This window comes from Spirillospora sp. NPDC048911 (genome assembly GCF_043198015.1).
Classification (GTDB): domain Bacteria; phylum Actinomycetota; class Actinomycetes; order Streptosporangiales; family Streptosporangiaceae; genus Spirillospora.
This window is the reverse complement of sequence record NZ_JBICUD010000001.1, coordinates 169637-195874: the sequence shown is the minus strand read 5'-3', so window position 1 is coordinate 195874 and position 26238 is coordinate 169637. Positions and strand designations below refer to the sequence as shown.

23 protein-coding genes are annotated in these 26238 nt (G+C 70.0%); 15 read left to right on the top strand and 8 right to left on the bottom strand.

Features of this window, described 5'->3' with window-relative positions; translation table 11 throughout:
- The first annotated feature begins 487 nt into the window (after positions 1 to 487).
- The 8 genes from ACGFNU_RS00895 (at position 488) to ACGFNU_RS00860 (ending at position 7686) form a co-directional block, all read left to right on the top strand.
- Positions 488 to 2329, top strand: coding sequence for an adenylate/guanylate cyclase domain-containing protein (locus ACGFNU_RS00895; protein WP_392589149.1), 1842 nt, complete (start codon positions 488 to 490; stop codon positions 2327 to 2329).
- Positions 2330 to 2430: 101 nt separating this feature from the next.
- Positions 2431 to 3339 carry a glycerophosphodiester phosphodiesterase gene (locus tag ACGFNU_RS00890; RefSeq protein ID WP_392590964.1) on the top strand — a complete coding sequence of 303 codons (909 nt, stop codon included), beginning with the start codon at positions 2431 to 2433 and terminating at the stop codon, positions 3337 to 3339.
- 58 nt (positions 3340 to 3397) lie between these two features.
- Complete coding sequence (locus ACGFNU_RS00885) at positions 3398 to 3661, top strand: hypothetical protein (protein ID WP_392589148.1); 264 nt, start codon at positions 3398 to 3400, stop codon at positions 3659 to 3661.
- Between the two features lie 52 nt (positions 3662 to 3713).
- Positions 3714 to 4004, top strand: a complete 291-nt coding sequence (locus tag ACGFNU_RS00880; RefSeq protein ID WP_392589147.1) for an SH3-like domain-containing protein — start codon at positions 3714 to 3716, stop codon at positions 4002 to 4004.
- Positions 3991 to 4590 (top strand): nitrile hydratase subunit alpha, encoded by a 600-nt coding sequence (locus ACGFNU_RS00875; protein WP_392589146.1) that lies wholly within the window; start codon positions 3991 to 3993, stop codon positions 4588 to 4590. The genes ACGFNU_RS00880 and ACGFNU_RS00875 overlap by 14 nt, the downstream gene beginning before the upstream one ends.
- 171 nt (positions 4591 to 4761) lie before the next feature.
- A complete protein-coding gene (locus tag ACGFNU_RS00870; protein WP_392590963.1) occupies positions 4762 to 6069 on the top strand; it encodes a sensor histidine kinase in 1308 nt (435 codons plus the stop codon).
- Between the two features lie 57 nt (positions 6070 to 6126).
- The gene (locus tag ACGFNU_RS00865; RefSeq protein WP_392589145.1) at positions 6127 to 6498 is read left to right on the top strand and encodes a hypothetical protein; all 372 of its coding nucleotides are present in this window, start codon (positions 6127 to 6129) and stop codon (positions 6496 to 6498) included.
- Between the two features lie 63 nt (positions 6499 to 6561).
- Positions 6562 to 7686, top strand: a complete 1125-nt coding sequence (locus tag ACGFNU_RS00860; protein ID WP_392589144.1) for a M20 family metallopeptidase — start codon at positions 6562 to 6564, stop codon at positions 7684 to 7686.
- On the opposite strand, the gene ACGFNU_RS00855 is transcribed toward ACGFNU_RS00860, so the two are convergent.
- From ACGFNU_RS00855 to ACGFNU_RS00840, 4 genes are all read right to left on the bottom strand, one after another.
- Positions 7680 to 9116 (bottom strand): hypothetical protein, encoded by a 1437-nt coding sequence (locus tag ACGFNU_RS00855; protein ID WP_392589143.1) that lies wholly within the window; start codon positions 9114 to 9116, stop codon positions 7680 to 7682. The genes ACGFNU_RS00860 and ACGFNU_RS00855 overlap by 7 nt on opposite strands.
- Before the next feature lie 151 nt (positions 9117 to 9267).
- Complete coding sequence (locus tag ACGFNU_RS00850) at positions 9268 to 10407, bottom strand: hypothetical protein (protein ID WP_392589142.1); 1140 nt, start codon at positions 10405 to 10407, stop codon at positions 9268 to 9270.
- Positions 10400 to 10903, bottom strand: coding sequence for a SigE family RNA polymerase sigma factor (locus ACGFNU_RS00845; protein ID WP_392589141.1), 504 nt, complete (start codon positions 10901 to 10903; stop codon positions 10400 to 10402). The genes ACGFNU_RS00850 and ACGFNU_RS00845 overlap by 8 nt, the downstream gene beginning before the upstream one ends.
- Before the next feature lie 150 nt (positions 10904 to 11053).
- Positions 11054 to 12043 (bottom strand): ornithine cyclodeaminase family protein, encoded by a 990-nt coding sequence (locus ACGFNU_RS00840; protein ID WP_392589140.1) that lies wholly within the window; start codon positions 12041 to 12043, stop codon positions 11054 to 11056.
- A gap of 214 nt (positions 12044 to 12257) precedes the next feature.
- Between ACGFNU_RS00840 and ACGFNU_RS00835 the strand changes: the two genes are divergently transcribed.
- The 4 genes from ACGFNU_RS00835 (at position 12258) to ACGFNU_RS00820 (ending at position 16981) form a co-directional block, all read left to right on the top strand.
- Positions 12258 to 13505, top strand: coding sequence for a branched-chain amino acid ABC transporter substrate-binding protein (locus tag ACGFNU_RS00835; protein ID WP_392589139.1), 1248 nt, complete (start codon positions 12258 to 12260; stop codon positions 13503 to 13505).
- 61 nt (positions 13506 to 13566) lie between these two features.
- Complete coding sequence (locus tag ACGFNU_RS00830; RefSeq protein ID WP_392589138.1) at positions 13567 to 14466, top strand: branched-chain amino acid ABC transporter permease; 900 nt, start codon at positions 13567 to 13569, stop codon at positions 14464 to 14466.
- A complete protein-coding gene (locus ACGFNU_RS00825; RefSeq protein ID WP_392589137.1) occupies positions 14463 to 16262 on the top strand; it encodes an ATP-binding cassette domain-containing protein in 1800 nt (599 codons plus the stop codon). The genes ACGFNU_RS00830 and ACGFNU_RS00825 overlap by 4 nt, the downstream gene beginning before the upstream one ends.
- Positions 16259 to 16981 carry an ABC transporter ATP-binding protein gene (locus ACGFNU_RS00820; protein WP_392589136.1) on the top strand — a complete coding sequence of 241 codons (723 nt, stop codon included), beginning with the start codon at positions 16259 to 16261 and terminating at the stop codon, positions 16979 to 16981. Before ACGFNU_RS00825 ends, ACGFNU_RS00820 begins: the two co-directional genes overlap by 4 nt.
- Before the next feature lie 250 nt (positions 16982 to 17231).
- Here ACGFNU_RS00820 and ACGFNU_RS00815 read toward each other — a convergent pair whose 3' ends face one another.
- From ACGFNU_RS00815 to ACGFNU_RS00805, 3 genes are all read right to left on the bottom strand, one after another.
- Positions 17232 to 17726, bottom strand: coding sequence for a ricin-type beta-trefoil lectin domain protein (locus ACGFNU_RS00815; RefSeq protein WP_392589135.1), 495 nt, complete (start codon positions 17724 to 17726; stop codon positions 17232 to 17234).
- 150 nt (positions 17727 to 17876) lie between these two features.
- A complete protein-coding gene (locus ACGFNU_RS00810) occupies positions 17877 to 20009 on the bottom strand; it encodes a thiamine pyrophosphate-dependent enzyme (protein WP_392589134.1) in 2133 nt (710 codons plus the stop codon).
- Positions 20010 to 20142: 133 nt separating this feature from the next.
- Positions 20143 to 21207, bottom strand: coding sequence for a hypothetical protein (locus ACGFNU_RS00805; RefSeq protein ID WP_392589133.1), 1065 nt, complete (start codon positions 21205 to 21207; stop codon positions 20143 to 20145).
- A 163-nt stretch (positions 21208 to 21370) separates the two neighbouring features.
- Between ACGFNU_RS00805 and ACGFNU_RS00800 the strand changes: the two genes are divergently transcribed.
- The 3 genes from ACGFNU_RS00800 to ACGFNU_RS00790 are packed head-to-tail and all read left to right on the top strand — an operon-like array spanning position 21371 to position 25215.
- Positions 21371 to 22912, top strand: a complete 1542-nt coding sequence (locus ACGFNU_RS00800; RefSeq protein ID WP_392589132.1) for an aldehyde dehydrogenase family protein — start codon at positions 21371 to 21373, stop codon at positions 22910 to 22912.
- A 13-nt stretch (positions 22913 to 22925) separates the two neighbouring features.
- On the top strand, positions 22926 to 24071 hold the full coding sequence (locus ACGFNU_RS00795; RefSeq protein ID WP_392589131.1) for an NAD(P)/FAD-dependent oxidoreductase: 1146 nt from the start codon (positions 22926 to 22928) through the stop codon (positions 24069 to 24071).
- Entirely contained in the window at positions 24064 to 25215 is a 1152-nt protein-coding gene (locus tag ACGFNU_RS00790; RefSeq protein WP_392589130.1) for a Glu/Leu/Phe/Val dehydrogenase, read from the top strand. The genes ACGFNU_RS00795 and ACGFNU_RS00790 overlap by 8 nt, the downstream gene beginning before the upstream one ends.
- An 11-nt stretch (positions 25216 to 25226) precedes the next feature.
- Here the strand turns inward: ACGFNU_RS00790 and ACGFNU_RS00785 are convergent, their stop codons facing one another.
- Positions 25227 to 26156 (bottom strand): LysR family transcriptional regulator, encoded by a 930-nt coding sequence (locus ACGFNU_RS00785; protein WP_392589129.1) that lies wholly within the window; start codon positions 26154 to 26156, stop codon positions 25227 to 25229.
- Positions 26157 to 26238 lie beyond the last annotated feature (82 nt).

The window sequence follows — 26238 nt, the reverse complement described above, 5'->3', positions numbered from 1 at the left end:
CGCTCACCAGAGCCTCGTTATGCGGCGTCCTGTGCAGCGCCATACGGCACAGAACGGAACTGCCTCAGGGCCTGTACCTGCGTCTGGGGTGCGTTTCTGCACTCTGAGCGCGCGTACCTGCCCTTTGAGCGCAGTTCCTGCACCTCGGGGCGGCGTACGGACGCCGCGTTGGCGCGCGTAGCTACGCAGAGAGATGCTTGGAAGGAACTAGGTCCTGGCAGCGGGGGTGAAGGGGACGCGACACGACGCGATGCATCGCGGGCATGCTCGACCGCGTCCGACGCGGGCGATCAGAACGCCGCGTCAGCGGGGGAGACTACAGAAACCAGATCCCCACGGGACCGACGCCAGAACAACTCATGATCGCGATTGTACCTGGCGGCGGGCTCCGCAACCTGTGACGGTGGTCATAACACCAGGGTGCACATGGGCCCCGGTGGGTTTCGCGTTCTATCGTGAGATCGTCCTGTGTTGTGACCGGCGTGGCATGACCGGCAAGGCGGTGACCGTGACGGGCAAGGCGGTGGCGCGCCGGCTGGACACTCTCCCCGGCGTCCCGCGCACGATGCTCGAAGTGCGCGTGCGCTGGGTGCTCCTCTCCGTCGTCGGCGTCGCCAACGTGGTCGGCGCCCTGGTGGTGCTGCTGTTCGCGCTGTTCGTGGTGCCCGATCCGCCGATGTCCGATCTCGCGTACGCGCGCCTGGTCAATGTGATCGCGTTCTTCAGCTATCCGGTGTTCGCGGTCCCCATCGCGCTGGCCTCGGGGTTCCGGCTGTGGCGTCCGGTCGTCCGCCTCGTCCGGGAAGGCGGGACGCCCGACCGGCGGCAGCGTCGCGCGGTGCTGCTCGGGCCGCTCCGGGTGACGCTCGTGATGGGGACGTTGTGGGCGCTCGGCGCCGTTGGCATCGCGGTTCTGGACCTGGTGATGTTCACCGCGCGGTTCGCGGTGAAGACGAGTCTCACGTCGCTTCTCGGCGCGGCCACCACCTGCACGATCGTCTATCTGCTGTCCGAACGGCTGCTGCGCCCGGCGGCCGCGCTCGTCCTGACCGCCGAGAAGCACCCGCGCCGGATCAAGCTTCCCGGCGTGACGACGCGGGTGATGCTCGCCTGGGCCCTCGGCACCGCGATCCCTGTCTTCGGGCTGGTCTGCGTGGCCGTTGGAGCTTTGGCCGCCGGCGGCATCGGCACCACCCAGCTGGCGATCACGATTCTCGGGCTGGGCGGTACGGCGCTGCTCGTCGGCATGGCGGTCACGTATCTGGCCACCCAGGCGATCGCCGATCCGATCAAGACGGTGCGCAAGGGCATGGCCATGGTCGAACGCGGCCATCTGGAGACCGAGATCGAGGTGTACGACGCCAGCGAGGTCGGGCAGCTCCAGTCCGGTTTCAACCACATGGTCGCCGGGCTGCGGGACCACGAACGCCTGCGCGACCTGTTCGGCCGGCATGTGGGCGAGGAGGTCGCGGGGCTGGCTTTGGAGAACGGACGCATCGAGCTGGGCGGCGAGACCCGGGAGGTCGCGGTCCTGTTCGTCGACCTGACGGGGTCGACGCGGCTGGCCGAGACGCACGCGCCGGGCGAGGTGGTGACGCTGCTCAACCAGTTCTTCGGCGTGGTGGTCGAGACGGTCAACGGCCACGGCGGATGGATCAACAAGTTCGAGGGCGACGCCGCGCTCGCCATCTTCGGGGCGCCGACCGATCTGGACGACCCGGCCGGTGGCGCGCTGGGCGCCGCACGCGAGCTCTCATTCCGGCTGCGCACGGAGGTTCCGCAGGTGGACGCGGGGATCGGGGTCTCCGCCGGGCCCGTCGTCGCGGGCTATATCGGTGCCGAGCAACGCTTCGAATACACGGTCATCGGCGATCCGGTGAACGAGGCCGCGCGCCTGAGCGACCTGGCGAAGGTCGCGCCGGGGCGTGTGCTCGCCTCGTCCACCGTGCTCGAACTGGCGCATCTCGCCGAGGCCGACGAATGGGATCTCGGCAAGTCGGTGACCCTGCGCGGGCGGAGCCGTCCGACCCGGCTGGCCGCGCCTCGCGGCCCGCTGCTGCCGAAGGTCATCGAGTCCGGTGTCATCGAGGCCGAACGGCTCCGGCGGCGGTTCCCGAGGCCGCGCGTAGGCAGGCGCCTGCGCCGGACGTTTCGCGCGAGCGACGAAGACGGAGCTTCCGCATCGTCGACAGTTTCTCCGGCGTCCGGAGATGCTCTGCCGCCCACGACCTCTCCGGGGCCGGTCGCTTCGCTGCCGCCCGCGGCTCCTTCTCCACCCTCCGGATCCTCAGAGCCGACTGACTCGGCGCCGGAATCGTCCGGCGCGTAAAGTCACCCGGATTACACGACCTGCTATCGGGTCGTTACTTCGCTTTCATCGAAGACCTCAAAGCTTGGTAGGTCAGTTCCCCTGCCATGTTCGAGGTGACAATGTTCCGACGGCTCGGTTTCCCCCTCGCCGCCGCCGTGGCCGCCACGACCATCCCGCTCCCGACCGCGGACGCCGCCCCCGACGCCGCCACCGCCAACGCTCCCGTCGCTCCTCCCGGCCTGGTTTCCACCGCTTCCGCTGCTCGCAGGACCGCCAACATCGCTCACCGTGGCGCTTCCGCCGCCGCTCCCGAGAACACGATCGCCGCGTTCAAGCTGGCCCGGACGAAGCGCGCCCACCTGTTCGAGATCGACGTGCAGCAGACCAAGGATCACAAGCTGGTCCTCATGCACGACACCACGCTGGCCCGCACGACCAACGTGGAGTCGGTGTACCCGTTCCGATCTCCGTGGCGGGTCTCAGACTTCACCCTCGCCGAGATCCGCAGGCTCGACGCGGGCTCATGGTTCGGCTCCAGGTACAAGCGCGAGCGCGTGCCCACCCTCGGCGAGACGCTGCGCGCCATGCAGAGCAGCGGCCTCGGGCTGCTGCTGGAGATCAAGGAGCCCGAGCGGTATCCCGGGATCGAACGCCGCGTCGCGTACGAGCTGCGCCGTAACCCGTCGTGGCTGCGTCCCGATCCGCTCGAACGGCGGCTCATCGTCCAGTCGTTCGACTTCGGTTCGGCGCGCCGCTTCAACCGGCTCCTCCCGAAGGTGCCCGTCGGGCTGCTCGGCAAGCCGTCCACCGCCCAGCTGCCCGCGCTCGCCAAGTGGGCCGATCAGATCAACCCCTCGTACAAGGGCCTCACCGCTTCGTACGTGAAGAGCGTCCATCGCTCCAAGATGGAGGTCTTCGCCTGGACCGTGGACGACTCCGCCAAGATGCGCATCACCCTCAAGACGGGTGTGGACGGCATCATCACCAACAAGCCCGACGTCCTCGATCGGGTGCTTCGCAAGCGTTAGACCCGCGACACGACGGCGGGCCTTCCGGTACGAGATCTCGGCGGTTAGCGTCGGGGGCATGAGCAGGGTGCACGACTTGGGCGGGCAACTCGGCTTCGGCCCCGTGCCGATCGTCGTGGGCGACGAGCCCGCGTTCCACGCCGACTGGGAGGCCCGCGTCTTCGCGTTGAGCTCGGCGCTCCTGCGCGCCGGCGCTTACAACGTGGACGAGTTCCGGGACGCCATCGAGCGGATCCCGCCGGAGACCTACCTGCACGTCTCCTACTACGAGCGCTGGCTCATCGCCATGGAGGACCTGCTGGAGGCGAAGGGCCTTGCCTGACCCCCAAGCCCAAGCCCAAGCCTCAGACCAAGCTCAGGGCCAAGGTCCGGCCTTGGCTCAGCCTCTCGCGCTGGCCGCGGCGTTCACGGTCGGCGATCGGGTTCGCGTTCGCGCGCTCGATCCCGAACATCACACCCGAGCGCCGCGCTACGTCCGCGGCCAGTCAGGCGAGATCGTTCACACGTACGAGGCCTCGGCGCTGCCGGACGACCGCGCCCGGGGGATCGATCCGCCTCGCGTCGAGACCGTCTATGTCGTGCGGTTCGCGGCCCGCGATCTGTGGGGCGTCGGTGACCACACCGTCGCCGTCGATCTCTGGGAGTCCTACCTTGAGCCATGCTGAGGGCCATGCCGACCTGCCGGTCGCGGCGCGCGTCCGCAGGCTGGAGGAACGCGCCGTCGCCGCGGGGCTGACGACCGACGACGAGCTCGACGCGTTCCTCACCAGGTTCCTTGAGAACGCCTCCCCCATGAACGGCGCCCGGCTCGCGGCGCGCGCGTGGAGCGACCCCGCGTTCAGGGAACGGATGCTCGCCGACGGGAACGCGGCCCTCGGCGAACTCGGGCTCGGCCCGGCCGACCCCGCCCGCCAGGGCTTCCGGCTGGTGATCGTCGAGAACACCGCAGCCACGCACAACGTGATCGTCTGCACGCTCTGCTCCTGCTATCCGGTGGCGCTGCTCGGGCCGTCCCCGTCCTGGTACAAGAGCCACGCCTACCGGGCGCGCGTGGTCCGCGAGCCGCGCGCCGTGCTGGCCGAGTTCGGGCTGGTGCTGCCGGACGAGACGGAGATCGCGGTCTGGGACTCCAGCTCGAAGGCCCGGTACATGGTGTTGCCGCGCCGGCCGGACGGCACCGCGGACCTGGACGAGGAGGCCCTCGCCCGCCTCGTCACCCGCGAGGGGCTCATCGGCACCGCGCTCGTCTGACGCCGTCCGCCGCGCTCGCCAGAACGCCTGCCACCGCGGCGTCCGACCGCTTCTTTGCCGTCTCCTGGCCGGTACGTGATCGGAGTCAGGTGTAGGCCTGCCAGCAGGGTGGTTATGTCACCCACGGGAGGTCGAGTGGTCGGAGAACGGCGATGGTCCATACGGGTGCGTATGACCCTGACGGCCGGGGCCATCGCGGCTCTGGTGTGCGTGAGCGTCAGCGCGCTGGTCGTTCTCGGGGTGCGTGGCCAGGCGGAGGGCTTCGAACGCGAGAAGACCATCTCGGCGGCTCTCGAGGTGGTGCACCTCATCAAGCGCGACCACCTCCGGCCGTTGCTGTCCAGGGGTGAGACGGCCGCGCTTCAGGTGCTCAACGCCAGGGGCCGGGTCGTCTCGTCGTCCGCCAACCTTCAGGGCGATCCGCCGATCGCCTCGTTCAAGCCCGGCGAGAACAACGTCTACGCGAGCCGGCGGCTCTGCCCGCCGGCAGGGCTGAAGGGCTGCATGAACGTGGTCGCGTTCCGCGTCTACCAGCCGGACGGGGACTGGACGGTCTACGCCGCCGCCGACGTCGTCCCCTGGTACGTCGGCTCCAACCTCCTCCTCTTCCTGCTCTGCGTGTCGCTGCTGGTGGTGCTGGTCGCGGTCGTCGGCTGCTGGCGGCTGGTGGACCAGACCCTCGCGCCGGTGGACGCCATCCAGGCGAAGCTGTCGGAGATCACCGCGACCGAGTCCGGCCGCCGCGTGCCCGTGCCGCCCAACCGGGACGAGCTCAGGGCGCTCGCCGAGGCCGCGAACGCCACGCTCGACCGGCTCGACGCCGCGCTCGAACAGCAGCGCCGCTTCACCTCCGACGCCTCGCACGACCTGCGCAGCCCGATCACCGCGGCGCGCGCGCAGGTGGAGGACGCGCTGCTGCATCCGGGCGACACCGACTGGCCGGAGGTCGGCCGGGCGGTGCTCGGCAGCCTCGACCGGCTGCAGGCGATCGTCTCCGATCTCCTCGAACTGGCCAGGCTGGACGCGGGGGCGGCCCAGGGCGGCACCGACCTGGTCGAGCTCGCCGGTCTGGTCGAGGCCGAGGTGGCGCGGGCGCCGCGCACCAAGGAGATCGTCACCGACCTCGACCCGGACGTGACGGTGCGCGGCGACCGGCTGCGGCTGGCGCGGCTGCTGACGAACCTCCTTGACAACGCCGAACGCCACGCGGTGCGCGGCGTGCACGTCGCCGTCCGGGCCGAGGAGGGCATGGCGGTCCTGGAGGTGGTCGACGACGGCGCGGGCATCGAGGACGGCGACCGGGAGATCGTGTTCCAGCGTTTCACCCGGCTCGACGCGGCCCGCAGCCGGGACGCGGGCGGCACCGGGCTCGGTCTCCCGATCGCCCGGCAGGTCGCCCGCGCCCACCACGGCACTCTCGGCATCGAGGACAGCGATCGCGGCGCCCGCTTCGTCCTCCGCGTCCCGCTCAGCGACTGAGCCGGGCCGCGACGTGGCTCACTTGACCCGGCCCGAACGGGGTGGTGGTCTCGGACCATGGCCGACAGTCCGACAGCCCAGGAACTCTTCGACGAACTCGCCGCCGAGCAGCTGGAACGGCCCGACGTCACCGTCGGCAAGATGCTGCGGAGCGATTCGCTCCAGCTCAACGGCAAGTCGTTCGCGTTCGTGTCCAAGGAGCGGCTCTTCGCCAAGGTGCCCGCGGCCCGCGTTGACGAGCTGGTCGGCAAGGGCGAGGGCGAGAACTGCGTGCTCGGCGGACGGCGCATGCGCGAGTGGATCGTGGTGCCGGCGACGGGCTCACCCGAGGACCGGACCCGCTGGCGTGCGCTGATCGCCGAGTCGGCCGCGTTCGTCGCCACCCTGACCGACCCGGCCCGGACCGACGAACCGGGCGATCTGCCGTAGGCCGGTTTCGCGCACCGTGTCTCGACCGCCGCTCCTGAAGCCACCTGGGGAAGGACGCCGCCTGTGAACCTCGAATCGCTCCTCGGCTCGGCGGACGAGCTGCTCGCCATCGCCTCGACCGCCGACCGGCCGGACGAGCGGCGCCGGGCGCTCGACTACGTGCTGGACTTCGTGGGCCCCGGTTTCACGGTCGAGCGGTTCGAGGCCGGCGGGTCTCCGAGCGCGCTGCTGTACGCGGGTGGCGGGGGCGGTGCGCGGCCGGAGTTTCGGGTGATCTTCAATGCCCATCTGGACGTCGTGCCCGGTGATCCCGGGCAGTTCGCGCCGCGCCGCGACGGTGATCGGCTGTACGCGCGCGGCGCGCAGGACATGAAGGTCTCCGCGCTGGTGCTCGCGCGGGTCTTCGCCGAGCTGGCCCCCGTCCTGCCCTATCCGATCGGTCTGCAGCTGGTCACCGACGAGGAGGTCGGCGGCCACCACGGCACCCGCCACCAGCTCGATCAGGGCGTGACCGGCCGGTTCGTGGTCATCGGCGAGTACAGCGCGCTGCGGGTGGTGACCGAGTCCAAGGGGCTGGTCAACCTCCGCCTGCACGCGAAGGGACGTGCCGGGCACAGCGCCTATCCGTGGCTCGGCGACAACGCCCTCGTCACGCTGAACCGCACGTTGAACGCCGTCTTGGACGCCTATCCCGTCCCGGACGGCGAGGTCTGGCGCACCACGGTCAACGTCGCCAGGATCGAGACCCCCAATGAGGCGTACAACCAGATCCCGGCGCGGGCGACGGCCTGGCTGGACGTCCGCTACCCGCCCGAGGACGCCGACCTCCCCGGCAGGACCCCCGCGCAGATCGCCAAGCATTTCGCCTCGTTCTGCGTTCCGGGCACCACCGTCGAGATCGGTGCCGTGGCTCCGCCGCACCGGGCCGATCCGGAAAGCGCGGAGGTGTCGGCCTTGCAGCGTGCGGCCCGTGCGGAGGGCCATTCCGGGGACTTCCTGCGAAAGCACGGCGCGGCCGATGCCCGTTTCTACTATCAGGACGGTATCGACGCCGTCATCTTCGGCGTCGGCGGCGACGGCCAGCACGGTCCGGACGAATACGTCGACGTCCGCACCATCGAACCGTATTACCGGGCGCTGACCCGGTTTCTCCGCGACCTGCCTGCCGGACCTCGACCCGATCACTGAGACCGGGGGATGAGGACCCAGTCGTCCTTCGGCGGGTCGGCCATCCCATGGCGTTTCGAGAGATCCCCGGGATCCACCTCGTGCTGGGCCGCGATCTGCTGCCAGGTCTCCGCGATGCCGCCGATCGAGGCGACGCGATGGCCGCGGAAGCCCTGCACGACGACATGGGCCGGAGCGGTCTTCTCGTCCACCCAGACCGGATACTCGCTCATGATCTCTTTCTTGTCGTGCCTGGTGACGTCCGCGAGCTTGGCCGGGGTGTCGAAGGCCCGTCCTACCGGGATGGCCTGCATCCCCTTGGCAGGGGACGGCGCGGCAGGCAGCCAGCCGGTGGCCTGGCGGCCCAGGAACTCGGTGTGCCCCTGGAAGAAGACGGCTCGGACGGCGTTCTCGTCGTGCTTGGCCGCGAACTCCTTGACGTGGCCGACCGCGGCGGCATAGTCCGGATTGGGCGCGTAGGTGTTGAGGAAGTGGTTCCAGCGCCCGGCGTCCGGATGGTTCATATCTCCTTCGACCTCAGCGGCCAGATCTTTCAGCGTGGCATCGGCGAAGCCCTTCACATGCGCGATGGTCTGGATGGTGAGGTGCTCACAGAAGCCCTCTCGCACCCTCGGGTTGTTCGCCGTCGCGTCCGGGACCAGTGGATGTTCCAGCAGATGCAGGTACTCGTGAACGATCTTTCCGAAGAGCTCCCACTTGCGATCGCGGACCTTCGCCAGCCGTGTGTCCTTGCCGTCCCAGTCCCGGACGGCACCGGACACGAAGATCTTTCCGGACGCCGGATCGGAGTACGCCGACCCGTACCTGTCGAAGACGTCGATCATGTTCTGGTTGGCCTCGGCATACTCCCAGAAGAGCTTGGTCAGGAAGAGGGCTTCCTCCTTCCGGTCGCCGTAGGGGTAGAAATGGTGCGTCTTCATGACCTTCTGGCAGGACGCCGAGAAGGCGACGAAGGTCTTGACCGCCTCGTAGATTCGCTTCTCCCACGTGTCCTTGCCGCGGGCCGCCTCGTCCGAGACCTCGATGACGTTCGCCCCGGCCCCTTGGTGCGTGAAGGTGCGTTGCGAACGCTCCCTCATCTGATCCAGCGTCAGAACCGCGTTGCCGAGCCACTCGGCGTAGAGGGTGTCGACGATGCGCTTTGCCGCGCGAGCGATGGGGACGACCTGTTCCATGGGAATGTGACTGGCCTTCGCTTTCCAGAAGACGTTCTTGTAAGTCTCCGAGAAGCCATTGGTCATCGCCGTGGTCAGTTCGGTCCGCAGCTCTTCCTTCTTTTGGTCGTCCCATTGTCCGCCCGCTAGACGGGCGTCCCACGGCAGCCGGGTGTCGCCGCTACTGGCCGTGATCGGCGGCAGTTCGAACCAGAGCCGCACCTGCTCCTGCTCATCTCCGGTCAGCAACCGTGTATTCGCCCGCTGGTCGGCCATGACGCGCTCCCCTGTGCCGGTGTCGGTGGCGCCACGGTAGGACGGCCGGTACCTGGCGTGCCGGTAAGGATTCACTGGCCGGACGTCAGCCCGTCACCGAGAGACTCGTCCCGTCACCGTGCTCATGGCCGTTACCGGCCGGGCCGGCTGGTCAGCGGTGGGCCAGGTGATAGGAGTCGCCTTCGCGCCACAGGAGCAGGTCGCCGGCCGTCCAGGCCTCGCCCGGGACCGTTGATCGTGTTCCGGTGCGCAGGTCATAGATCAGCGACCGGGCCTTGTCGGTGTCCTGGTGCGCCGCCGAATAGACGACGAGGCCGTCGCCCACGGTGATCCGGGCGCCGTACTCGGGGCTCCGCGCGTGGGGCAGCCCGTGGACGACTCGTCGCTCGCCGGAGCGGGCGACCCGCACGGTGAGCGTGTCGCCGGACGCCCACGCGAGCCCGCCCGGGCCCGCCCCGAAGACGGCGGCCATGTCGGCGCCCGTCGTGATCGAGGTCTTGGCGCCCGTACGAACGTCCACCTGCTCGACCAGGCTGCCGGACGCGGGGCGGACGAACGCGTAGGGGTAGGAGAACGCCTCCAGCGTCGCCTTCACCGGCAGCTTCCTGACCTGCCCGTCGCAGCCGTTGGCCACGATCAGTTCGGCACTGTCGGGATTGCTCCAGACGATCACGTTCTTGCCGGCGAAGAACGGTCCGCGGCCGTCCCAGACCGCCTTGAGCGTGCGCGCACCGCCGCGTTCACCGGCCGATGCCCCGCTGCTTCGCGCGGGCGGCAGGCACTTCAGCTTCTCGCGCTCCGGCCACACGCGGCCCGATTCGCCGACCACCATCAGCCAGAGGAACGGAAGCGACGCCGACCGGGTGTCCGCGACGCGCTGCGCGGACCCGCCGCCCGGCTCGACCTGCCACACTCCCCGGCGCGGTATGACGAAGCCGTCGCGGTCGATCGTCACGGCGCCGCCGAGCACCGTCCCGTCCGGGCCCAACGCCATGGCCCTGAACCGCTGGCCGCCCGGCAGGCGTCGCGAGATAGTCTCCGGCGGTCGCGGCGACACCGTGACGGCAGGGGTCCCCGACGAGCTCGGCGTGGGGGAGATCTGTTCGACCACGACGACGGCCACCGGCATGACCAGCACGCCGGCCGCCGCGGCGGCGATCAGACCCCGGCGGCGGCGACGGCGCTCCGCCGTCCGGGACACGATCCGGGCGCCCAGTCCGGGCGGCGGCCGCTCATCGTCGCCGGCGGCGGTCCGCAGGTGTTCGGCCACCTGAAGCTCGAACTCATCCACGCGACTCCTCCTCGGCGGTCATGGTGGCGCGCAACTTGGCGAGGGCACGGGCCGCCTGGCTGCGCACGGTGCTGGCGGAGCAGCCGAGAACCTGCGCGATCTCCGGATCGCTGAGCTGGTCGACGTACCGGAGCACGAGGACGCCGCGCATGCGCGGGCCCAGCCCGGCCAGCGCCGCCGTGAACCCGGCGTCGCCGGTCACCCGGTCGAGGCCGCGGTCGGCGACGGCCAGGTCCGGCGGGTCGGGGGTCAGCTCCTCGCGTCCCCATCGCCGCCGCCGGTTCGCCACGAGCCGCACCATCGTCATGCGCACGTAGCCCTCGGGGTCGTCCTTGCGCCGCACCCGCCGCCAGCTCGCGCCCGTACGGGTGAGCGCCTCCTGCACCAGATCCTCGGCGTCGTGCCGGTTGCCGGTCAGCACGCGCGCATACCGGTAGAGCGCGGGCAGACGGTGCTCGACGAACTCCTCGAACGGCCCTAGATCCGGCTGCGGCACGGCTTACCTCCCTACAACCAGGGACACCTGAAACCGCTGTTCTGCTGCATGCCATCTTCCGCATGCCATCTTCCGCCGGTTAGGAGCCGGACGCGTGCCGAGCACACGGGCCCGCGGGGATTCGCGCGCCCGATTACTGTGACCTTCTGGTCAGAGAGCTACGACGGTTCCGGCGCCCTTGGCGCGGGCGAGGTCGACGATCCTCGCGGCGGCCGCCGTGTCCTGGACGCCGAGCCCGACGCTGTTGAAGAAGATGATGTCTTCGGGGGCACTCCGCGCGGTGGTCAGGCCCGCGGTGATCCTGCCGAGCGGCAGCAGGTCCACCTCGGTCAACCGGCCGTCGCGCAGGGCGTTCACCACCGGGCCCGCCTGTTCGACGGCGGTGGCCACGTCGTCGACGACGATCGCGGCGGCGCGGGCCAGGACCTCCGCGTCGACCTCGGAGTGATCGGGCGTGAACGAGCCGACGCTGATCACGACGCAGCCGGGCGACAACCACGCGCCGCGCACCACCGGCTGCTCGCTGGTCGTGCACGCCGCGACGATGTCGGCTCCTTCGACGGCCTCCTGGGCGTTCCCGGCGACGACGAAGGGCAGTCCCAGCTCCTTTTCGAGGTCGGCGGCCAGCGCCGTGGCGGAGCCGGGCGTCCGGGAGTGGAGGCGGACCTCGCTGAGGGCCCGCACGGCGGCGATCGCCCGTACGTGCGCCCGTCCCTGCACACCGCAACCGATGATCGCCAGCCGGGACGCACCGGTGGGGGCGAGGTGGTCCACGGCGACCGCGCTCCCGGCGGACGTGCGCAGCGTCGTGACCGAGGTGCCCTCGATGATCGCCACGGGACGGCCGGTGATCTCGTCCAGCACGGTCACCATCGCCGAGACGCTCGCCAGGCCGCGCTCGCCGTTGCCCGGGTTGACGCTGCCGAACTTCGCGACCGGGCCCGTCCCCGGCAGCCGCGAGACATAGCAGAACGCGACATCGTCACCAGCAGGGCCGCCGGCGGGCAGCAGCGCCCGCGGCGCGAGGAGCGCCTCGTCCCTGCCCAGGGCGGTGAACGCGGCGCGCTGCGACTCGATCGCCGTGCCGACGTCGAACACCGCGTGCACGTCGGCCGCTGACAGCAGGAGTACGTCGGTCATACAGCGTCACCCTCGGTAATCCCGCATCACCATCGATCATCCCGCACCATCCTCACGATCCCGCGCCGCACTGCCAAGAGGGGGAGGCTAAGCGGTGCTTACCGATCTCTGTACGAGATCGCGCGCTTGGTGATCTCGACGGGCAGCACCCGCACGTCACAGGCTTTTCCAACACACGCCACCGGCCCCCCGACGAGTGACGGAGAAGCCAACGATGCCTCACTTCCCATCGCCGGAACGTTCGCCGCGGCCGGAACGTTCGCCGCGAACGAGCAACGCCAGACGATCCACCGTGTTCAGCGCGCTCTCCCTCGGTCTGCTCATGGTGCCGTTCGCGACCGCCTGCGGCGACGGCGGCGGGAGCGGCTCCGGTTCCGGCGACATCAAGATCGGGGTGCCGGTCCCGCTGAGCGGCGACTCCGCGTCCGCCGGGCAGGACATCCTCGCCGCCGCCAAGGTGGCCGCCGACGAGGTCAACGCCGCCGGCGGGGTGGACGGCAAGAAGATCAAGATCGTGGAGGCCGACGACGCGTGCAGTGCCCAGCAGGGCGCGCAGGCGGCGCAGAAGCTGCTCAACAGCGGCGTGGTGGCGGTGGCGGGCGGTTACTGTTCGAGCGCCGCGGTGCCCGCCGTGCCGATCTTCGGACGGCGGAGCGTGCCGTTCGTCCTCGACGCGTCCACCAACCCGGTGCTCACCGAGACCGGCAAGGGCAAGGTCTTCCGCACCTGCGGGCGCGACGACAAGCAGGGCCTGTTCGCCGCCAAGTTCATGACCGGGGAGCTCAAGGCCAAGCGCATCGCCGTCCTGCACGACAACACCACCTACGCCAAGGGGCTGGCGGACGCCGCCTCGGCGTCGGTGAAGCAGGCGGGCGGCGCGGAGGTCGTCTACAACGACGCGCTGCAGCCGGGCCAGTCCGACTACACGCCGGTGCTCACCAAGATCGCCTCCACGAAGCCCGACGTCCTCTACTTCACCGGCTACTTCGCCGAGGCCGGGCTGCTGATGAAGCAGCGCAAGCAGCTCGGGCTGAAGTTCACGCTCATGGGCGGCGACGCCACCACGGACGCGACCGTGCTGAAGACGGCGGGCGACGCGGCCGAGGGGTTCATCGCCACCACCGCGCCGCTGCCCAAGGACCTGCCCACCGCGGCCTCGTTCGTCACCGGGTTCAAGACCAAGACCGGCAACGACCCCGGGCCGTTCTCGGTGTACGAGTACGACGCGGTCAAGGTCATCGCCAAGGCCATCGGCGACGCCAAGTCGACCAAGGGCCCCGACATCACCAAGGCCCTGCACGCCATCAACGGCTACCAGGGCGTGACCGGCCCCCTCTCGTTCGACGACAAGGGCGACCGTGAGGGCCTGCTCTACATCACGGTGTCGGTGAAGGGCGGCGCGTTCGCGGGCTTCAAGAAGCTGGACGCGGCCGGGTCCACCTGGGTCGACGCCAAATCATGAGGGAGCGAAGCGACCGGACCGGGGGGTGTGGGGGGTCGTCCCCCCACAAGGAGCACGCGGCATGAACGATTTCGTCCAGTACCTCGTCAACGGCCTGACCATCGGGTCGTTCCTGGCGCTGATCGCGCTCGGCTACTCGATGGTCTACGGCGTGGTCCGGCTGATCAACTTCGCGCACGGCGACATCTTCATGATCGGCGCGTTCGCCGGGTTCAGCGTGCTGACCACGATCGGCGTCACCGGCGGCATGGCGTTGCCCGCCGTGCTCGCCGCCGTCGTGATCGGCGCGCTCACCACCGGCGTCGTCGGGACCGGCATCGCCCGCGTCGCCTACACCCCGCTGCTCAAGGCGCCGCAGCTGTCGCTGTTCATCGCCGCGATCGGGGTGTCGCTGGCGTTGCAGGAGGGCGTCAAGGTGCTCACCGACGCCCGGTTCAAGTCGTATCCGAACGCGCTGGACGGCGGGCAGATCCTCGGCGGCTCCGTCCGGGTCACCTACGGCCAGCTCGTCCTCGTGGTGCTGGCCGTGGTGCTCATGGCGGGCCTGTGGTTCTTCATCACGCGGACGATGACCGGCACCGCCATGCGGGCGCTCGCGATGGACCGCGACGCCGCCCGGCTGCAGGGCATCAACGTGGAACGGCTGATCCTCACGACGTTCTTCATCGGCTCGGTGCTGGCCGGCGCGGCGGGCGTCATGTACGGGCTCTACTACACGCAGATCAGCTTCGGGATGGGGTTCCTGATCGGGCTGCGCGCGTTCACGGCGGCGGTGCTCGGGGGCATCGGCAACCTGCCGGGAACGATGGCGGCGGGCATCTTCATCGGGCTCGTCCAGTCGTTCTCGGCGGGCTACATCTCCTCCCGCTGGACCGACGTCATCATCTTCGCCCTGCTGATCGCGGTGCTCGCGCTGCGGCCGACCGGGCTGTTCGGCGAACGGGTGGTGGAACGCGCATGAGCGCCCTCGGCGGAATCACGGCGAAGGCCCGGTCCGGCCCGGCGGCGCGGTACGCCACGTTCGCCGGGTGGCCGGTCCTGCTCCTGGTGTCGGCGCTGGTCGGGCAGCTCCTCGACGACTACGCGCTGACCGTCGCGGCGAGCATCCTGATCTACGCGATCCTCGGCCTCGGCATCAACATCGTCGTCGGGTACGCGGGTCTGCTCGACCTCGGCTTCGCGGCGTTCTACGCGATCGGCGCGTACGTGTCGGGACTGCTCATCCTCAAGCAGGAGTGGAACTTCTGGCTGACGCTGCCGGTCGCGATCGGTGCCGCCGCGCTCGCCGGGCTCATCATCGGCTACCCGACCCTGCGGCTGCGCAGCGACTACCTGGCCATCGTCACCCTCGGCTTCGGCGAGATCATCCGCATCACCGTCATCAACATGGACGTCACGGGCGGACCGAACGGGCTGACCGGCATCCCGCCGGTGATGCTCTTCGGCCGCGAGATCGTCACGCCGGTGGACTTCTTCTACCTGGTCCTCGTCGTCTTCGCGATCGTCCTCGCGGTCACCGGGCTGCTGGCGCGGTCGCGGCTGGCGTACGCGTGGCGGGCGGTCCGGTCCGACGACCGGGCGGCGGAGGCGGTCGGGGTGCCGACGCGGCGGGTCAAGCTGCTGGCGTACGTGCTCGGCGCCGCCGTCGGCGCGGTCGCCGGGCCTTTGAACGCGGCGCAGCTCGGCACCGTCGACCCGTCCAACTTCACGTTCCTCACCTCGCTGTTCGTCCTCCTGGTGATCATCATCGGCGGGATGGGCAGCCGCCCCGGCGTGGTGCTCGGCGCGATCGTGGTCGTGGCGCTGCCGGAGGTGCTGCGCGCCGTCCAGGACTACCGCGGGCTCATCTTCGCGATCCTTCTGATCATCATCATCCTGATCCGGCCGCAAGGGCTGTGGCCAGCGCGCCTGCGGCACCTCGAGCTGCCCGAGGCGCCACCCGACAAGTCACTCGAAAGCGCTCTGGAGAAATCCGATCCGGCGGCGGGCGGCCGCCTGCTGGAGGTCAACGGCCTCAACCGCAGCTTCGGCGGCGTGACCGCGGTCGAGGACCTGCGGCTCGAACTCAACGCGGGCGAGGTCATCAGCGTCATCGGCCCGAACGGCGCGGGCAAGACGACCGCGTTCAACTGCATCACCGGAATGATCGCCCCGTCCGCCGGCTCGATCGCGATCGACGGCCGCGACGTCGCCGGGCACGCGCCGCACCGGGTCGCCGCCGCAGGCCTGGCGCGCACGTTCCAGAACATCCGGCTCTTCGACGACATGACCGTCGCCGAGAACGTCCTCATCGGCCGCTTCGCCCGCGACCGAGGGCTCCTCCGCCCCCTGAGCTCCGCCGACCTCGCCGTGGTGCGGCGATCGCTGGACTTCGTCGGGCTGTACGAGGCGGCCGCGCGGCCCGCGAGCGCCCTCTCCTACGGCGACCGGCGGCGCCTGGAGATCGCCCGGGCGCTGGCCGCCGACCCGCGCGTCATCCTGCTCGACGAGCCCGCGGCGGGCGCCAACCCGACCGAGAAGCAGGCGCTGATGGACCTCATCGCCCGCATCCGCGCCCTCGGCGTCGCCGTGGTCCTGATCGAGCACGACGTCGCGCTGGTGATGTCGGTGTCCGACCGCGTCACCGTGCTGGAGTACGGCCGGACCATCGCGGCGGGACCGCCCGCCGAGATCCAGGAGGACCAGCGCGTCATCGCGGCCTACCTGGGCGTGCCCGACGATCCCGAGACCGACCTGGTGGCGGAGGTGCTGCGATGACCGCGCTGCTCGAAGTGTCGGGCCTGGTCAGCAGGTACGGACAGGTGGCGGCGCTCCAAGGCCTCTCGTTCGAGGTCGCCGAGGGCGAGATCGTGGCGCTGCTCGGCAGCAACGGCGCGGGCAAGACCACCGCCCTGCGCACCGTCAGCGGCCTCCACCGCGCGCACGCCGGAAAGGTGGTCTTCGACGGCCAGGACGTCAGCCGCCTCAAAGCCCACAAGGTCGTCACCCTCGGAATGGGTCACGTCCCGGAGGGCCGCCGCGTCTTTCCGGCCCTCACGGTCGCCGAGAACCTCCTCCTCGGCGGCTACCAGCGCCGCCGCGACCGCCGCGCGATCCAGGCCCGGCGCGAGGAGATCTACGAGATGTTCCCCCGGCTCGGGGAACGGCGCGACCAGCTCGCCGGCCTCATGTCCGGCGGCGAGCAGCAGATGCTCGCCATCGGCCGCGCCCTCATGCACCGCCCGCGCCTCCTCGCGCTCGACGAGCCGACCATGGGCCTGGCCCCGCAGACCGCCCAGCGCGTCCTCCAGGTCGTCCGCGACATCCGCGACCAGGGCACGACGATCCTCATCGTCGAGCAGAACGCCCACCAGACCCTCCGGCTCGCCGACCGCGCGTACGTCATGGAGACCGGCCGCATCGTCCTCGACGGCCCCGCCGCCGAACTGGCCCAAGACCCCCGAGTCAAAGCCGCCTACCTAGGCGGCTCTGTTTGAGGCTTTCGCGGCCTCGGGCCCTCGCCTGGAGGCTCGGACCCGAACCGCAAAAGCGGCGAGCGCGACTCGCTTCGCGATCTCTCGTGAAGCCTCGCCTTCGGCTGGCTTCACGACCCGGTCGCGCGCTCGCGTGACGGCTCAGGCCGTCGATTTGAGCCATCTTGTGCGGCCCCGGCCCTGGTCCTCCCGCTCGGGCCGGGGCCTTTCTTCGCGACTCGGACCCGGAGCCCGTTCCCCGCTGGTCAGGGCGTCAGCGCACGCGCCACTTGCTGTTCTTGTGGCTGCAGGAGCCGACCATCAGCCAGTCGTGGTGGTTGAGGGTGAGGCACTTCTTCTTGGCCACGTTCTTCAACCTGCCGCCGCTCCAGGTCCACTGCTGCTTCTTGGCGCGGCCGCACTTCTCCGAGACGACCTCGTTGGTGTTCTTCCTGAGGCTCAGGCAGTTGCCGGGGCTGATCAGGCTGTGGACGGTCCGGTCGTTGTCGAGGATCCACAGCTGGTGCTTGATGTCGCGGTGGCCCCTGTTGTGGCACTTGACCTTCCGGACGGACTGGTTGCCCGCCGCCTTCTTGGTGTCCAGGCACATGCCCGAGACCACGTTCTGGAACTGCTTCTGGGCGATCTGCGTGCGAGCGTCGGACGGCGCGGTCCGGACGGGGGCGGAGGCGGCGGAGGCGGCGGAGATCGTTCCGCCGAGCATCGCCCCGGCCGAGACCACGACGACGGTCATCTGCTTGAGGTTCACTCTGAATCCCTTTCTTGGCGTCCGAAGGTCGCGTTCTCGGAGGAAATGACGCGGCGCCAAGGCTAGGAGAATGCAAACGCGGAATCCTAGGGCGCATCAGCCTAGATTCCGGACCGGACGAGTAGTGCCCGAGCACTATTCACGAAAGGGTCAGCGGTGGAGCAGTTTGCGGGCGGCTTGTTCTATGTCGGTCTCGGACAGGAGGACGTGGTACGCGGCGTCGCCCAAGGGGATGATGCTGTCCTCGCTGGTCACTCGGGCCGTGCGGCCTTCGAAGCCTCCGTCGGACAGGGCCGCCAGTACGCCCTCTGAGACTCCGCCGCTGCGTCGTGTTTCGTCGGCGATGAGGACGTGGCCGGTGGCGCGGGCCTCTCGGAGCAGGTCCTCGGTGGGGAGGGGTGACAGCCAGCGGAGGTCCAGGACGCGGGCGTCGATGCCTGACTCGGCCAGGGTGCGGGCGGCGCGGAGGCTCATCGGCACGCCGTTGGCGAAGGTGACGATGGTGAGGTCTGCGCCGGAGCCGTAGGTCCGGCCGCGTCCCAGCTCGACTGCTTCCGTGGGCAGCGTGGCGAGCCACTCTTCGTCGCCCTCTTCGTGGAGATCGCGTGTGTGGTAGAGCGCGATGGCTTCCAGAAAGACGCAGACCCGGCCGTCCGCCTTGGCCGCGGCGACGCAGGTGCGCAGCATCCCCGCCGCGTCGTCGGGCCGGGCGGGGGACGCGATGATCAAGCCGGGGATGTCGCGGAGGGCGGCGATCGCGTTGTCGTTGTGGAAGTGCCCGCCGAACCCCTTCTGGTAGGCGTATCCGGCGATTCGCACGACCATGGGGTTGCGGTACTGCCCGTTCGAGAAGAACGAGAGGGTCGCGGCCTCGCCTCGTAGCTGGTCGGCGGCGTTGTGCAGGTAGGCGAGGTATTGGATCTCCGGCATCGGTAGGAAGCCGGAGAGGCTGGTTCCCAGCGCCAGGCCCAGGATGGTCTGCTCGTCGAGCAGGGTGTCGAAGACGCGGGCGGCTCCATGGCGCTTGAGCAGGCCGCGCGTCACTCCGTACACACCGCCCTTGCGCGCGACGTCCTCGCCGAAGATCAGCAGTTTCGGGACGTTCGCCAGGAGATCGTCGAGGCTCCGGTTGATCGCCTGCGCCAGGGTGACGGGTTGTTCCGAAGGTTCCCCCAGGCGACTCGCCTCCGACTTCACCGCAGAGGGCCGGGACTGCGCCAGCGGGGTCATGACTTCTCGCGCGGAGCCCAGGCGTGCTGCTGTTGAGACCTCCGCCGCGATCTCCATGACCTCGTCGCGCTTCGCGGAGTAGAGAGCGATGATCTCGTCAGGTGTGGCGATCCTGTGGTCGAGTAGGAGTTTGGCCGTTCGTACGAGGGGGTCTCCTGCTTGTGCGGCCGCGATCTCCGCTGGAGTCCGGTAGGCCGACTCGACGTCTGAGCCCGCGTGTCCCATCAGCCGCACGGTCTTCAGGTGCAGGAACGCGGGCTTCCGGCGTTCGCGGACGAAGCCGACGGCTTTTTCTGCGGTCGTGTAGGCCTCGGCCAGGTCGCATCCGTCGGCGGCGAAGTACTTCAGGCCTTCGCGGGAGCCGTACGCGGACCGGATCCATCCTTCCGGGGTTCGGACGCTGATCCCGATCCCGTTGTCCTCGCAGACGAAGAGCAGCGGCATCGGCAACCGCTGATAGCCACAATGCACAGCCGCGTTAATCGCTCCGGTGGCCGTCGAGTGGTTCGCCGAGGCGTCACCGAAACTGCACACGGCGATCGCGTTGCCGGTCCAGGGGCCTTCTATCTCTAGTCGCCTTGCCCGTTCGATGCCGAATGCCACTCCCATCGCCCGAGGCAGATGCGACGCGATCGTGGAGGTCTGCGGGATCACGTTGAGGGAATGGCTGCCGAAGACCTTGTGCCGCCCGCCCGCGATCGGCTCCTCGGCTGCCGCGACCACGCCGAGGAGGACGTCCCGCAATGGGTTGTGGCCCGGCACCTGCCGGGCCCGTTCCAAGAAGAACGCCCCCGACCGGTAGTGCAGCAGGGCCGGATCGCCTGGTTTCGACGCGGCGGCCACCGCCACGTTCCCCTCATGCCCTGCCGATCCGATCGTGTAGAAGCCGCGCTTCTGCGACCGCAGCCAGCGAGCGGCGAGGTCGAGGTGCCGGCTCCCGAGCTGGGCGTCGAAGAGTTCCAGGCAGCGTTCCTTCGAAAAGGGCAACTCGCTCTGCGGCGCGGCGGGCTCCAGAGCCGCGACCGTCTCCGCGAAATAGGCATCGGCAGACATGCTTCCGAGCATCGACCTTGTGCCCCGGACCGGCCAAGTGCGAGAGACCACGATCTTCTTAATGTCCCGGTAAGCAAGCCGAGCCCATGCGAAAAGGCCCCCGATCCGACTGGATCGGGGGCCTTTCGATGGGTCAGGAGACCGTCCAGATGGGGGCTGTCGGACCGGCCTGGCGCGTGAAGGGCAGCAAGCCCGCCTTGTAGGTGTTCACGTAGCGGATGTTGGGAGAGCCGGAAGCGAAGGTGCCGGAGCCCCCGGTGAACTCGGCGGCGAAGTAGCCGTCGCCGTAGGCGCGGACCTTCTTGCTGAAGCGGCCCTTGGAGTTGGTCTTGGCCCACCCGGCCAGGTACCAGGTCTTCTTGCCCTTGAAGCGGAAGAGGATGGCGACCTTCTGGCCCTTGTAGGCGCCATGGCGCTTCGTGCTGAACCAGCGGATGAGGGTGCCGCGGACGGTGACGTAGCGGTTCTTGCGGACCTTCCCCGGCGACACGCTGATCTTGGAGATTTCGGTGCGCCAGCGCCAGGCCTTGCGGACCGGGCTGAAGCCCTCCAGGTGGTCACGGTTGGCCTTGGTGTGGATCCGCCAGTAGCCGGAGCTGGCCCAGTTCGCGGTGGTGCGGAACGAATAGTTGTCGGCCGGGCGGAACTTCTTGACCAGCTTCCAGCGGTCGCGGCCGTTCGGCGAGTACTCCAGCTGAAGCGTGGAGATGTTCTCCGGATAGGCCTCGAAATAGCCGGCCACCGTGAGCTTGCCGTACGGGCTGTACTGGAACTCGTGGAACGAGATCTTGACGCGGGTCGGCACGGTGACGCCGACCTCGGTGCTGGTGGCGCCGTAGCCCACGCTGGAGTCGGCGGCCCAGTGCGCCGTGAAGGTCATGGTCTCGCGAACCGTGGTGACGAGGCGGTAGCGGCCATTGGCGTCGGTGGTCGTCGCCGGCCGCGCCGAGGCGTCCGTCGAGACGTAGAACTCGATCTCCTTGCCGGGCAGCGGGATCCAGGCCGACGTGGTCTGGTCGTAGCCCTCCAGGAGACCGCTCAGCGTGACCTGGCCGCCCGGCTTCACCCAGCCGGTGCTGGCGGCGAGCGAGATCCGCGCGGAGGTGATGTGGGGATCGGCCGCCGCGTGGGCGGGCGGGGAGAGCAAGGAGAGCATGACCGCGAGGGTGGTCAGCGTTCCGAGAACGATGCGGCGCACGGAGTCTCCCGGGAAGCCGGTGATCGGGGGGTCCAGGGAGTCTAGCGCAATCTCGCCAGTGACGACTGGCGCAGTGGAGGGCGTGAACTGCTTAACGTTGCGGTTAGGAGAACGTGTTCTCCCTGATCTTGGCGTCGGCGGGCGGTGGTCGCAGGCTGGGGGCATGCTGTCCTCCATCATCGCCGGGTCCCGAGTGGAGCCGGCCGCGCGTACGTATGTCTCCACGTCCCCGGGCCGGGCCGGTGAAGTGGTCGCCGAGGTGTCGCTCGGGGACGCCGGGGTGTTCGCGGATGCCTGCCGGGCCGCGCGCCAGGCCCAGGACGCCTGGCGCGACGTGCCCCCTCCGGTGCGGGGCCAGGTGATCGCGGGTGCCGGCCGGCTGGTCGAGGCCAACAAGGAGCGGCTCGCGCGGATCGTCTCGCGAGAGGTCGGGAAGCCGTACGGAGAGGCCCTGGGCGAGGTCCAGGAGATCGCCGACACGTGCGCGTTCTTCCTGGGCGAGGGACGGCGGCTCTACGGGCAGACCGTGCCGTCGGAGATGCCCGACAAGCAGCTGTTCACGTTCCGGGATCCGGTGGGCGTCGTGGCCGTCATCACGGCGGGCAACTTCCCTGTCGCGGTGCCGTCCTGGTACATCGTCCCTGCGCTGTTGTGCGGCAACACGGTGGTGTGGAAGCCCGCCGAGTACGCGGCCGCGTGCGCCGAGGCCTTCTACGAGCTCTTCGCGCACGCGGGCGTTCCGGAGGGCGTCCTGAACGTGGTGTACGCGGACGGGGCGGAGACCTTCCGGGGCCTGGAGACCGCGCTCGGCGAGGGCCTCGTCGACAAGGTCGGCTTCACCGGGTCCACTGAGGTGGGCGTACGGATCGGCGAGCTGTGCGGGCGGCACCTGCAGACGCCCTGCCTGGAGCTCGGCGGCAAGAACCCGATGGTCGTGACCGAGGACGCCGAGCTGGAACTGGCGGTCGAGGGCGCGCTGTTCGCCGGGTTCGGGACGGCGGGGCAGCGCTGCACGTCGCTGGGGACCGTGATCGTCCACGAGTCCGTGCACGAGGAGTTCGTGCGGGCGCTGGACGCGGCCACGCGGGCCGCGAAGATCGGCGATCCCATGGAGGAGGGCATCCTCTTCGGCCCGCTCATCAACGAGCGCTTCGCGGACGGTTTCGAGAAGTACCTGGGATGGATCGATCCGGGGCGGCATCGCGTCCACGGGTCCAGCGCGGTGGGACGGATCAGCGAGAGCCAGCCGCGGGACGGCTTCGTCGGCGATACCAGCGGCCTGTACTACCACCCGGTGATCGTGGACGGCGTGACCGCCGAGGACGAGCTGTTCCTGAACGAGACGTTCGGGCCGATCATCGGGGTCACGACGTACCGGACGCCGGACGAGGCGATCGCGCTGGCGAACGCGCCGGGCTACGGGCTGTCGTCGGCGATCTACACGACGGACCCGAAGAAGGCCTTCACGTTCCGGCGGGGCGTCCGGGCCGGGATGGTCAGCGTCAACAACTCGACGTCGGGCGCCGAGGCGCACCTGCCGTTCGGCGGCAACGGGCGTTCGGGCAACGGGAGCCGCCAGTCCGGGATCTGGGTGCTCGACCAGTTCACCCGCTGGCAGTCGATGAACTGGGACTACTCCGGCCGCCTCCAGAAGGCCCAGATGGACGTGCTGGAGATCGACGCCGACCTCGACTTCCGGCTGTAGGGAGGCGGCGGCGGTGGAGGTTCCGGAATCGGCCGACGTGGTGGTCGTCGGCGGGGGCGTGATGGGCACGAGCATCGCGTTCCACCTGGCGGAGGCCGGGGTGGACGTGGTGCTGATCGAGCGGGACGAGCTCGGCTCGGGCTCGACCTGCAAGGCCGCCGGGGGAGTGCGGGCGCAGTTCTCCGACGAGGTCAACATCCGGCTCGGGGCGCGCAGCCTGGAGGCGTTCGGCCGGTTCGGGCAGCGTCCGGGGCAGGAGATCGACCTGCACCGGGTGGGCTACCTGTTCCTGCTGTCGACGCCCGAGGACGTCGCGGCGTTCGAGCAGAGCGTCGCGCTGCAGAACGAGCTGGGCGTGCCCAGCCGGATGATCTCGGTGGCCGAGGCGAAACGCCTGTCGCCGCTGATCGAGACGGATGGGCTGCTGGCCGCCACGTTCTCCCCTGATGACGGGCACTGCACGCCCGAGTCGGTCGTGCTCGGGTACGCGACGGGCGCGCGGCGTCATGGCGCGCGGGTGCTGACCCACTGCGAGCTGCTGGACGTCGAGATGGGCGACGGCATCAGGGCCGTGCGCACGTCCCGCGGACGCATCGAGACATCGGCCGTGGTGTGCGCCGCCGGAGCCTGGTCGGCGGCCATCGGCGACATGGTGGGCGTGAACCTCCCGGTCACCCCGTTGCGCAGGCAGATCGTGTTCACCGAGCCGATGCCGGATCTGCCACGGCCCGTCCCGTTCACGATCGACTTCGCGACGACGTTCTACTTCCACGGCGAGGGGCGGGGGCTGATGCTCGGCATGTCCGATCCGGACGAGCGCCCCGGGTTCCGGCTGGAGCGCGATGACGCCTGGCTGCCCAGGCTCGGCGAGGCGATGGCCGCGCGGGCGCCGGGCCTGCTGGACGTGGGCATCGCGACGGGATGGGCGGGGCTGTACGAGGTGAGCCCGGATCACAACGCCCTCATCGGCGAGGCGCCCGGCGCGGGCCGTTTCCTCTACGCGACCGGCTTCTCCGGCCACGGGTTCCTCCAGGGGCCGGCGGTCGGCGAGGTCATCCGCGATCTCTACCTCGGCCGTGAGCCGTTCGTGGACGTGTCCCCTCTTGACGCCCGCCGCCTGGAGGGCGACCTGCTGCGACCGGAGATGAACTGTGTCTGACGTCTTCTCGCTGATGGACGAGTGGGGCCCCGAGCGGGTCGTCTGCGTCTCCGACACCCGCACCGGGATGAAGGGCGTGCTCGTCATCGACAACACCGCGCGCGGGATGGGCAAGGGCGGCATGCGCATGAGCCCCACCGTCACCGTGACGGAGGTGGCCAGGCTCGCCCGCGTCATGACGTACAAGTGGGCCGGCGTCGATCTCTTCTACGGCGGCGCCAAGGCGGGCATCGTCGCCGACCCCGCGTCGCCGGACAAGGAGGCGATCCTGCGGGCCTTCGTCCGGGCGCTGTCGAAGGAGATCCCGCACGAGTACGTGGTCGGCCTCGACATGGGCCTGACCGAACGGGACGCGGCGATCGTCCAGGACGAGCTCGGTGACCGGGGCGCCGCAGTGGGCACGCCGCACGCACTCGGCGGCATGCCGTACGACGAGCTGGGCGTGACCGGCTTCGGCGTGGCCGAGGTGACCGACGCGGCCGCGCAGGAGATCGGCCTCCCGCTGAAGGGGGCGCGCGTCGTCGTCCAGGGCTTCGGTGCCGTGGGACACGCGGCGGCCCGGCGGCTGGACGAGCTCGGCGCCACCGTCGTCGCGATCTCCACGGTCCGGGGCGGCCTGCACGATCCGAACGGCCTGGACGTGGCGCGCCTGCTGAAGCTGCGTGCGGAGGCGGGCGACGACCTGATCCGCGAGTACGGCGCCGGCACGTTCCTCGATCCCGGGGCCGAGCTGCGGGTGCCCGCCGAGATCGTCATCCCGGCGGCCCTCCAGGACGTCATCGACGAGGAGACCGCGGCCCGGCTCGAAACCCGGATCGTCGTCGAGGGCGCCAACCTTCCGACCACGCCCGGCGCGCGGCGCGTCCTGGCCGATCGCGGCATCACGGTCGTGCCCGACTTCGTGGCCAACGCGGGCGGCGTGGTCGCGGCGGGCTTCGCGATGGACGCCCGCTACTCCGCGTTCCGTCCCGAGCCCGAGGCCGTCTTCGCCACGGTCGCCGCCAAGCTGCGCGAGAACACCTCCACCGTCCTCGCCGAGGCCGCCAGGCGCGGCGCCACCACGCACGAGGCGGCCGTCGCGCTGGCCCAGCACCGCGTCCGCACCGCGATGGAGCTCAAAGGCCGCATGGCACTGACGGCGTAAGCCCGAACGGGTCAGGAGGCTTGGGCCGTCAGTTCGCACTCCAAGGCGTTGGCGGCCGCGGTGAGCTCGCGCATCACGACCTTGACGAGGGGATTGGTGTTGGTGCTGCGGCACAGCACGGTGACGTGCCGTTGGGGTGACCGCCGGCTGAGCCGCAGCATCCGCAGCCCCGGATCGGGCACGCAGCCCAGCGCCGGGACGAGCGCGATGCCCAGCCCTCGTGCCACCAGCCCGCACACGACCGCGTAGTCATTGCTGCGGAACGCGATGTCCGGCGTGAACCCGGCGCTCTTGCAGAGCCGCACCAGCGCCTGCGCGCCCGACGTCTCAGGGCGGCTGGCGATCCAGGTCTCGCCGTCGAGGTCGCGCAGCGGGACCGTGCGCGTCCCGTTTCCCGCGAGGGGATGCGCGGCGGGCACGCACAGCACGAGGTTCTCGTCCATCAGCGAGGTCTCGACGATCTGCTCGGGCCACGTGCGCGGGAACAGGTCGTAGCGGTAGACGAGCTGGAGATCGAGGTCGCCGTCCAGCAACTCGGGCAGCAGCTCGTCCGGCTCGCCCTCGGACAACGTGATCTTGGTGCCGGGCCGGTCGCGGGTCAGCTCGGCCAGCGCCCTCGGCAGGATCCGCGCGCTGGCCGTCGGGAAGCTCCCGAGCTGCACCGACCCCTTCTGCCCGGTCGCCATCGTCCGCAGCTCGCGCTCCAGCGAGCCGAGCGCGTCCAGGACCTCGTTGCCCTTCTTGACCAGCATGAACGCGGCGTAGGTGGGATGGACGCTGCGGGCCCTGCGCTCGAAGAGGAGCACCCCGCTGGTACGTTCCAGCGCCGCGATCTGCTGCGAGACCGCGGACGCCGTGTAGCCCAGGTTGCGGGCCGCGTCCGCGAACGAACCCGTCCGCACGACCTCGCGCACCGTCTGGATGTGCAGCGGACTGATCATGTCGCTCCCGGACTGCTCATGCGTGCTCCCGGCTGCCGTGAATGCCTACTTTCGCTGGTCCGCGGCCGTTTCGTCCAGACCT